The sequence below is a fragment of the Herminiimonas fonticola genome (assembly GCF_040395855.1).
GTDB lineage: Bacteria > Pseudomonadota > Gammaproteobacteria > Burkholderiales > Burkholderiaceae_D > Oxalicibacterium > Oxalicibacterium fonticola_A.
In genome coordinates this window covers 1-8,924 of record NZ_JBEBPO010000091.1, presented here as the reverse complement: position 1 = coordinate 8,924, position 8,924 = coordinate 1, and the positions used below count along the sequence as shown (strand labels likewise).

The 8,924-nt window shown below is 54.5% G+C and carries 9 protein-coding genes; all 9 read left to right on the top strand.

Features of this window, described 5'->3' with window-relative positions:
- Positions 1-1,305, top strand: a 1,305-nt coding sequence (locus ABWP27_RS10690) for a PepSY-associated TM helix domain-containing protein (RefSeq protein ID WP_353156477.1), incomplete at its 5' end; no start/stop codon positions are given.
- Positions 1,306-1,551: 246 nt separating this feature from the next.
- Complete coding sequence (locus ABWP27_RS10685) at positions 1,552-2,364, top strand: ParA family protein (RefSeq protein WP_353156474.1); 813 nt, start codon at positions 1,552-1,554, stop codon at positions 2,362-2,364.
- A gap of 515 nt (positions 2,365-2,879) precedes the next feature.
- Positions 2,880-3,125 carry a DUF6139 family protein gene (locus tag ABWP27_RS10680; protein WP_353156471.1) on the top strand — a complete coding sequence of 82 codons (246 nt, stop codon included), beginning with the start codon at positions 2,880-2,882 and terminating at the stop codon, positions 3,123-3,125.
- A gap of 170 nt (positions 3,126-3,295) precedes the next feature.
- A complete protein-coding gene (locus tag ABWP27_RS10675) occupies positions 3,296-4,432 on the top strand; it encodes a PQQ-dependent sugar dehydrogenase (RefSeq protein ID WP_353156482.1) in 1,137 nt (378 codons plus the stop codon).
- Positions 4,433-4,654: 222 nt separating this feature from the next.
- Complete coding sequence (locus tag ABWP27_RS10670) at positions 4,655-4,933, top strand: hypothetical protein (protein ID WP_353156469.1); 279 nt, start codon at positions 4,655-4,657, stop codon at positions 4,931-4,933.
- 21 nt (positions 4,934-4,954) lie between these two features.
- On the top strand, positions 4,955-5,149 hold the full coding sequence (locus ABWP27_RS10665; protein ID WP_353156466.1) for a DUF1653 domain-containing protein: 195 nt from the start codon (positions 4,955-4,957) through the stop codon (positions 5,147-5,149).
- 17 nt (positions 5,150-5,166) lie between these two features.
- Entirely contained in the window at positions 5,167-5,850 is a 684-nt protein-coding gene (locus ABWP27_RS10660) for a response regulator transcription factor (RefSeq protein WP_353156463.1), read from the top strand.
- A complete protein-coding gene (locus ABWP27_RS10655; protein WP_353156460.1) occupies positions 5,840-7,126 on the top strand; it encodes a sensor histidine kinase in 1,287 nt (428 codons plus the stop codon). The genes ABWP27_RS10660 and ABWP27_RS10655 overlap by 11 nt, the downstream gene beginning before the upstream one ends.
- A gap of 155 nt (positions 7,127-7,281) precedes the next feature.
- On the top strand, positions 7,282-8,924 hold a 1,643-nt coding region (locus ABWP27_RS10650), incomplete at its 3' end, for a phosphoethanolamine transferase (RefSeq protein WP_353156479.1).

The following is an 8,924-nucleotide window of genomic DNA, read 5'->3' as shown; positions in this document are numbered from 1 at the left end:
CTGTTCTGGCGCATCCATTTCTGGGCCGCGCTGATCGCGTCGCCATTCGCATTGGTTGCGGCGCTGACCGGCATTCTGTATATCTTCACACCGCAAATCGAACAGCTTTTGTACGCTGATCTGGATCATGTCCAGCCTGTCGGCGAAATGCGCACGCTGGATGCGGCGATAAGCGCCGCTCGCCTTGCCGTACCGGCAGCATCATCGTTGCGTTCGGTCGTGCCGGCTTTCGCTCCAGGCGATAGTGTCAGGGTATTTTTCATGCTGCCCGATCCGCACAGCACACACGCATCGACTGACGAACATGCTGCGCACCGAACCGCGTCAGCAACGCCTGCAGCAGCAAATCGCAGCGCACAAACAGCCGTGGTCTACGTCAATCCTTATACGGTTACCGTACTGGGCACACATGTCGGCAACGAGCGGTTTGGCGCCTGGAGCAAGAAACTGCATTCCACTCTGCTGCAAGGCGATAGCTGGCGCTGGCTGATTGAACTGGCGGCAAGCTGGTTGATGGTAATGCTGCTGACCGGGGTTTATTTATGGTGGCCGCGCAACAGTGAAAAAGGATTGCCGCAACGCGGTGCCAGCGGCCGCAAGGCCTGGGCGCAATGGCACGGCTTCATCGGCGTTGCATTGAGCGTGATGAGTTTCGTTATCCTGACAACCGGTTTGACATGGAGCAAATATGCCGGCGATCAGGTTCGTCTGGCGCGCGACAGCATCGGCCAGGCATCGCCACAGGCGCCGCGTAATTTGACGTCAACTGTCATAGACGGTATCGCGCCAATGACATGGCAGGCTGCAGCGGATGCCGCACGGCGACAGGCGCCCGCGATTGCATTGCAGCTGGTTGCGCCGCGCGATAGTCTCGGCACATGGCGCGTGAACAGTTACGATCCCGCACAGCCGAAAAAACGCGTCGACATGATGCTCGACGCATACAGCGGCAACGCATTGTTCTACTCCGACTGGAAAAATCAGACGGCCTTTTCCAAGGCCACCGGCATCGGCATCCCGTTCCATCGCGGCGAATTCGGTTGGTGGAACCAGCTTCTATTGCTGATATTCGGTCTGGGCATTGTCTTCTCGCTGCTGTCCGGCTGGATCATGTTCTTCAAGCGCCGCAAGACTGGTGCCTTCGGCTTGCCGAAGCTGTTGCCAGGTGCATGGAAAGCAATGCCGATTGCAGGATGGGTGTGCGCTGCATTCCTGTTTGCCGCGATGCCATTGCTCGCCATATCTTCTGCCGTGCTCGCTACCATCGAAATTTTCCTGCATCTTCGAAAGAAAGAAATATTCTGAACGGTACAAGATGAAAGGGAAACATCGTCTTCCTAGCGCTTGATTGAATACTGACTACGCGCGTACAGCGCTAAATGACGGGATAACAATATCAGGATGTTACTATTCTGAAACTACATGCCCGCCGTCCATGTCTCCCGCATCTCCGCGTTGAAATAATGCGCAGGGAAGCATGGCTCTCCCGGGCCGGTCGCGTTGATAGATTGATCGATGTATCGATGCAGTTGCATCGCATTCGGGAACCTTATGACGATAGTCACGGTATTCAATCAAAAAGGCGGCGTAGGTAAAACCACGACTGCATTGAATCTTGCCGCCGCACTGGCACGGCGCGGTTGCCAACCCTATGGCATTGATCTGGATCCGCAAGCGCACCTGAGCGCAGTCACCGGCGTGACGGCAAATTCCGGCAGCGATACGATCCTCAGCCTGTTTCAGCACAATCGCACACTGCGCGAACTGGTACGCACATCGTCCACCAGCGGCATCGGCATCATCCCGGCGCATATGGAATTATCGAAAGTCGATACCCTGTTTGGCAAAGGCTACGATATCGTCAACATGCTCAACGCCAGTTTGCGCGGCGAGAAATTCAACGATGAAAACACGCCGGTGATGATCGATTGCTGCCCATTGATAGGCGTGCTGTCGCTGAACGCGATCTTTGCCTGCGATTGCCTGATCGTGCCGGTATCGGCAGATCATCTATCGGCAAAGGGCGCCATCCAGATTGAAAAAACCTTGAAGGCATTGGAGCCGGTGTTGAAGCGCCGCGTCAATCGACGTTATTTATTGACGCGCTTCGATGGACGGCGCGGCATGGCGTGGGAAGTGCTGAAGATACTGGAAGAACGATTCGGCGCCGATGTCTGCCGCACGCGCATCTCGGAAAATGTCAGCCTGGCTGAAAGCCCTGCATATAACAAGACAATATTCGAGCATGCGCCCAACAGTCGTGGCGCACAGGATTACGAAACCTTGCTGGATGAATTGCTGGCCGAAGGCTTTATCGACGCACCCGCCTTAGCGCGAGATGAGAGACAGAATATCGTCAACTGAATGAGCGATACCAGGGCGTTGTACATGCCCCTTTATGTCACAACGCAATACTTCGCAATGACGATACATTTGCCGCAATTTTCGTTCAGCATCTTCGCGATCCATCCCACCGATCACGATGCTTTCTATTTTTTGGCCTTCGCGCGTCTTCACTGAAAAATTAAATTTCAACATGAATACCTCTCACAGATTCGAGTAGTCCGCATTACTCCCCCTAGAATGTATGAAAACACTACCATGGTGCAAGTCATTCATTACCCGGATGTAACGTTTCTTTATAAAAAGACACCATTTTTGTCATATAAAGTGCCGATCTGCAGGAAAAATGTCGGAAATTCGTCACATTGCCCGATCATTGCGCGTAGATAGCGCAATTTAATGCCCGCGATTGCAGATAAGGCAAGATTCAAGCCAATCATGTAATTTCTGCAAAGTTCCGTCCGGACGCTTCCCGCAACCATGCCAGCGATGTACAGTGACAAAAGGCCATTCCTCAACTTTTCTAAGGATTCGTCATGCGCATTGATATTTATAGAAGAGCAGAGCACGCCGGTCATTTTTCCTATATGGCCGTACCCGAAGGCAAGCTGATCCCGGAAGAGGTGGTCAACACGGATTGGGAGCTGACAAATCGTGGCGTGGATGTGGAGGACGGCGCAACGCAGCTGGCAAATTTTGCGATCGACGCCCCCTTCGAACAAATCAAGGCCAAAGGTTACGCAATCACCAGCATCAAGAAGCTGGCGAATACCTCGCCGTAACGTTCATTCCGTTTGTATGCGGCCTGACATACAGCGCATACAAACTATCAGCAGTATTTTCAGACCGCACATCTGTCGCCCGCTGACGGGGCAGCAATGTACGGCCGGATTTTTATATGCTTTTTCCTGCTCTGATCATGCACTGCTCTTTCCATACTTCCAGTACACACATGCGCAAGCATGGCTTCAAGGCCGCCGCCATTTCGCTCCTGTGCGTCATCATTTCTACCGCCTCGGCACAAGATGCAGGTGTAGTGCGCACGGAAATCATTGCACAGGGTCTGGATCATCCATGGGCGCTGGCTTTCATTGATCACCAGCGCATGCTGGTCAGCGAACGTGCGGGTACTCTGCGCGTGGTGCAGGCCGGCGTTCCGATTTCTGCACCCGTCACCGGCTTGCCAAAGATCGATGTCGGTGGTCAGGGCGGCTTGCTCGACATCATCACGGACAGCAAATTCAGCAGCAATCGCACCATCTATTTTTGCTATAGCGAAGCCGCCAATGCAAAAACCGGCGGCAAAGGAAATTCAACAGCACTGGCATCGGCACGCTTGTCCGACAATGCCACGCAACTGGAACAGGTAAAAGTATTGTTCAGTCAGCAGCCGAAATTCGACAGCCGTGCACACTTCGGCTGCCGCATCGTTGAAAACACCGACGGCACGCTGTTTCTGACGCTGGGAGATCGCTTCAGTCGCATGCAGGATGCACAAACCCTGAACAACCATCACGGAAAAATTGTACGTATCCGCAAGGATGGTTCGATACCGGCAGATAATCCCTTCGTCGGCAAACCCGGTGCACTGGCGGAAATCTGGAGTATCGGGCATCGCAATGTACAGGGCGCCACGCTGGGCCCGGATGGAAAATTATGGACGCATGAACATGGCCCGCAAGGTGGCGATGAAATCAATCTGCCGCAAGCCGGGAAAAATTACGGCTGGCCGATTATTACTTATGGCGAAAATTATGGCGGTGGAAAAATCGGTGCAGGCCTGACGTCAAAAGCCGGCATGGAACAACCGCTGCATCAGTGGACGCCATCGATTGCGCCATCCGGCATGGCGTTTCTGCATAGCGACAGATACGGCAAGGCGTGGCAAGGTAACTTGTTTATCGGCTCGCTCAAATTCCGTTATCTCGCACGGCTGGAACTCAAGGATGGCAAGGTCGTGCGCGAAGAACGCCTGCTGCAGAATCTGGAGCAGCGCATACGCGATGTACGTGCGGGACCGGATGGCTTGCTGTATGTGCTGACAGATGAAGCGCGCGGACAGTTGTTGCGTGTACTGCCTGCGCAGTAATGCTTGTTGCAGCATATGCGACTGCCGAAATCGCATTCATCGCCGTCCTCCTGTTTGCCACGCGATGCGCAAATTTGCCATCGATTTGCATCAATCTTCATGCTTCGCTTGAGAGGGGCTGCACCTTTGCAGCACCCCCCATCCTCCGTGCCTGCGCGCAGCATTAAATCCATGCCGATTGCCGTACTCACTTACAATAACGACACATCAAATGGAGTACATATGTTTTCAGGGCAATCCTTAGAAGAAATACTTAAAAAGAAAAACGTCCGCCTGTTTCTTGCAGCGGTTTGCGTTTATCTGGCACTCGCCGGCGCGCACCAGCTATTGACCGGCGCCGATCAGGCTGATTGGCTGCGCGGCGGCGGGAATCTGCTGCTCTGGGGCGGCTTTGCCGTATCGAATGCAATGCAGGCCTACGGCAGGAAACAGGCTGGCATCAATATTCCGATCAACATCGGCGTCGTGCTGGTGATTGCCAGCTGGGTCGTCAGGATGTAATGGTTTTCGAGGAGAAGCGCTATGCAATTCAGACACTATAAAGGCGGCATCTATGATTTCGTCTGTGCCGCCAAACTCGAATCCGATCCGAGCGTTGTGATGATCGTCTATACCGCTGCCGACGGTTCGTTCTGGACCCGTCCGGAAACAGTATTTTTTGAAATGATCGAGCACGATGGAAAAAGCGTGCAGCGCTTTACCGCCATCGACGAATAGGCAAGCGGAAAACAAACGTGTACGCACTGATCATCGAAGACAATCCGGATATCGTCGCCAATCTGTACGGCTTCCTCGAGCCGCTCGGCTATACGCTCGATGTCGCGCTCACCGGCTCGGCCGGCGTCACGCGCGCCACCAGCGCACATTACGATGTGATCGTGCTGGATCTGGAACTGCCCGGACTCGATGGCATAGAAGTATGTCGTCAACTGCGCAAGGAGCAGCGTCTGGCAACGCCCATCCTGATGCTGACTGCGCGCGATACGGTGAAGGACAAGCTGACCGGTTTTGAGGTTGGCGCCGACGATTACCTCGTCAAGCCGTTTTCTCTGGTGGAACTGGAAGCCAGGCTGAAGGCGCTGGTACGCCGTGCGCGCAATGAGAATGTCGAACACATACTCGAATTCGGCGAATTGCGTTATGACCTCAGCCGTTGCGAAGCCAAGCGTGCCGGACACAAACTGGCCTTGACACCGACCGGCTACAAACTGCTCGAATCACTGATGCGCAAAGCGCCTGCACTGATCACACGCGAAGAATTATTGCGCGAAATATGGGGCGATGATCCGCCTGACAGTGATGCGCTGCGCACGCACATTCATGCCCTGCGTCAGGCCATGGACAGACCTTTTGTGCATCCGATGCTGCGCACGCTGCCCGGCAACGGCTATCGCCTGATCAAGGAAGATGAAAAATAACTTCTCGCTGAAACACCGGATTGCCGGCGCCTTTGTGTTGCTGGCCTTCGTGCTGTGCAGCTTCTTTTCGCTGGTAGCCTATTTTTCGGTTGAAATAGCGGAAGCCAACCTGATCGACCACAACATGAGCAAGCTGATAGAGCAGGTCATCAGCCAGCACCGGAACGGACACCTGATCGAATTACCGGAAGACATTCATTTCTATGTCAATCAGGGCATCCCGGCTGAATTGCGCGGCTATGCTCCCGGCATCCACGAAATCGAAAGCGGCACGCGTGCCATGCACATCATTGTGCGCAATCAGGGCAGCGATCACTTCGTACTGAGCGATGACACCAGCGATTTCGAGTTCCTCGAACTGCTTATTTTCATTTCAATCGGTGTCGGTTTCATCGCCAGCATGCTGCTGGCGATCGTACTCGGCCTAGCCTCCGCAAAACGCATCATCGCACCAGTCACCGCATTGGCTGCAGCAGTCGAACGCAACGATGCGCCAACCATGCTGCCTTCACTTGCCACGCAAAACGAGATCGGCATGCTGGCGCGTGCATTTGCCAAACGCACCGACCAGCTGCAACAGTTTCTCGCCGATGAAAAATTATTTACCGGCGACGTCAGTCACGAATTACGCACTCCGCTGACCATCATGCTGGGCGCATCCGAATTATTGAAAGTCCGGCTCGCACAAGCGCCGAACGAGCTGGTCGTCGCCGAGCGCATACGGCGCGTCGCGGCCGAGGCCTCGGAACGCGTGAGCGCCTTGCTGCTGCTATCGCAATCGCCGACAGCACTGGGCGGCTCGCAACTGTCGCTCACGCATTTGATTGCACGTGAAATCGAGCGCTGCCAGCAACTGCTGGCCGGCAAGCCGGTGCAGATTCAATTTGAAGAGCCAGGCGACATCTGGGTTTACGCACGCGCCGAGCTGGCCGGCATTGCAATCGGCAACCTGCTGCGCAATGCCTGCCAGTACACGGAAGAAGGCACAGTCCGGGTGCAATTGACGGCGCAGCAATTGACGATAGAAGATAACGGTCCGGGCGTGCCGGAAAACGTACGTGCGCGCCTGTTTGAACGTTTCGTGCGCGGCAACGGCAACCAGCATGTCGGTTCCGGCCTGGGACTGGCCATCGTCAAGCGCGTGGCCGACCATCTTGGCTGGCAAATTGAACACTCAACGCCTGATGGCGGCGGCAGCCGTTTTACCCTGAAATTCCCATCTAATCCGAGTCTTGCAGGGCAAATGAAAAACAATAACGCTGCTACTCAAGGTTGATAAACGCGCAATTGATCATCAACAAGCACCAGACTCCCGGCTGATTCACAACTTTCCTTCGTTTTCCTGCTTAGGTTATGACCTTAACGCACCCTTAACGGCGCCCTCGATAGCGTAACGGCTTCCTCTCTTTAAAGCCGGTACCTGCCTTGAAAATGTCCCAAGCCGCCGGAAATGTCGGCACTCTCCCTCGTTCCTCGCTTGCTGTTTTTGCTCGTCTCCCCGCCATCGGCGTTGAAAGGCTCGGCATTCTTGCGAGCCTGTTTTTTTCCCTCGCCTGCAACCATCTGTTCTTCTCTGCTGCACTGGCCAACCGCGACTGGTCGCATCCCGCTTCATGGTTTTTTGCAGCTGCGATTTTCATTGCGATCACGGCCTTGCAAAGCACCGGCCTGTTTATCGTACTCAATCGCTGGAGCGCCAAACCGGTGCTGACCGTGCTGTTCATCGTCACGGCTGCAGCGACCTATTACATGAACAAGTACACCGTTTTCTTCAATACGGAAATGGTCAGGAACATTCTGCGTACCGACGTCAAGGAAGCCAGCGAACTGTTCTCGCTGAACTTCTGTATATATATGTTCATGTACGCCGCACTGCCGATTTTTGTGCTGTGGAAATTGCGTCTGAAAACCGTGCCCTTGCGCCGCGCCATACCGGTACGTCTGGCATATATCGTCGGCGCAATCATCATTGCGGCCGGTTCTACTCTGCTGGTATTCCAGGATTTTTCTTCGTTGATGCGCAACCAGAAGGAAGTGCGCTTCCTGATCACGCCCAGCAATTACCTGTTTTCGCTGGCGCGCGTAGTGGCAGCTGACACCGCGCAGGCGAATGTGCCGAAGATTCCGATCAGCGGTGATGCAAAACTGGGCGCAGCCTGGGCGCAGCGCGCCAAACCGATGCTGTTTGTACTGGTAGTAGGTGAAACGACACGTGCAGCAAACTGGGGACTGAACGGTTACGCACAGCAAACCACGCCCGAACTGAGCAAGCTGGATGTAGTGAACTTCCCGCACGCCACTTCATGCGGCACCAATACCGAGGTATCGGTGCCCTGCATGTTTTCGACGTATGGACGGCGCAACTACGATGAAAAAGAAATCCGCGCACATGAATCGCTGTTGCACATCATCGATCATGCCGGGCTGAAAACAATATGGCGCGATAATCAGGCCGGTTGCAAAGGCGTCTGTGATGGCCTGGAAGAACAGCGTCTCGACAGCAGCAAGAATCCCGCGCTGTGCGATGGCGAACGCTGCCTCGATGAAATCCTGCTGGACAATATGGATGGCGAAATTCACAAGGCAAAGAACGGCAACCTGTTCGTCGTCCTGCATATGCTGGGCAATCACGGGCCGTCCTACTTCCGCCGTTATCCGGCCGCCATGCGCGCCTTCACGCCGACCTGCGACACCTCCGACCTGAGCAAATGCTCACAGCAGGAAATCATCAACACGTATGACAATGGCGTGTTGTACACCGATCATTTTCTGGCGAAAACGATCAGTTATCTGAAAACGCAAACGACTTACGATACCGCGATGCTTTACCTGTCCGACCATGGCGAATCGCTGGGCGAACACGGTATCTATCTGCACGGCTTGCCGTATTCGATCGCACCCAAGGAACAGACAGAGATTCCGATGGTCATGTGGCTGTCGCAAGGCTTCGCCAGCAGCTTCGGGCTGGACAAGGAGTGCCTGAGCAAACGCAGCCGCAATCCGGTTAGCCAGGATAATCTGTTCCACTCGATACTCGGCATGCTGCAGATCGAATCGAAACATTACGACAAATC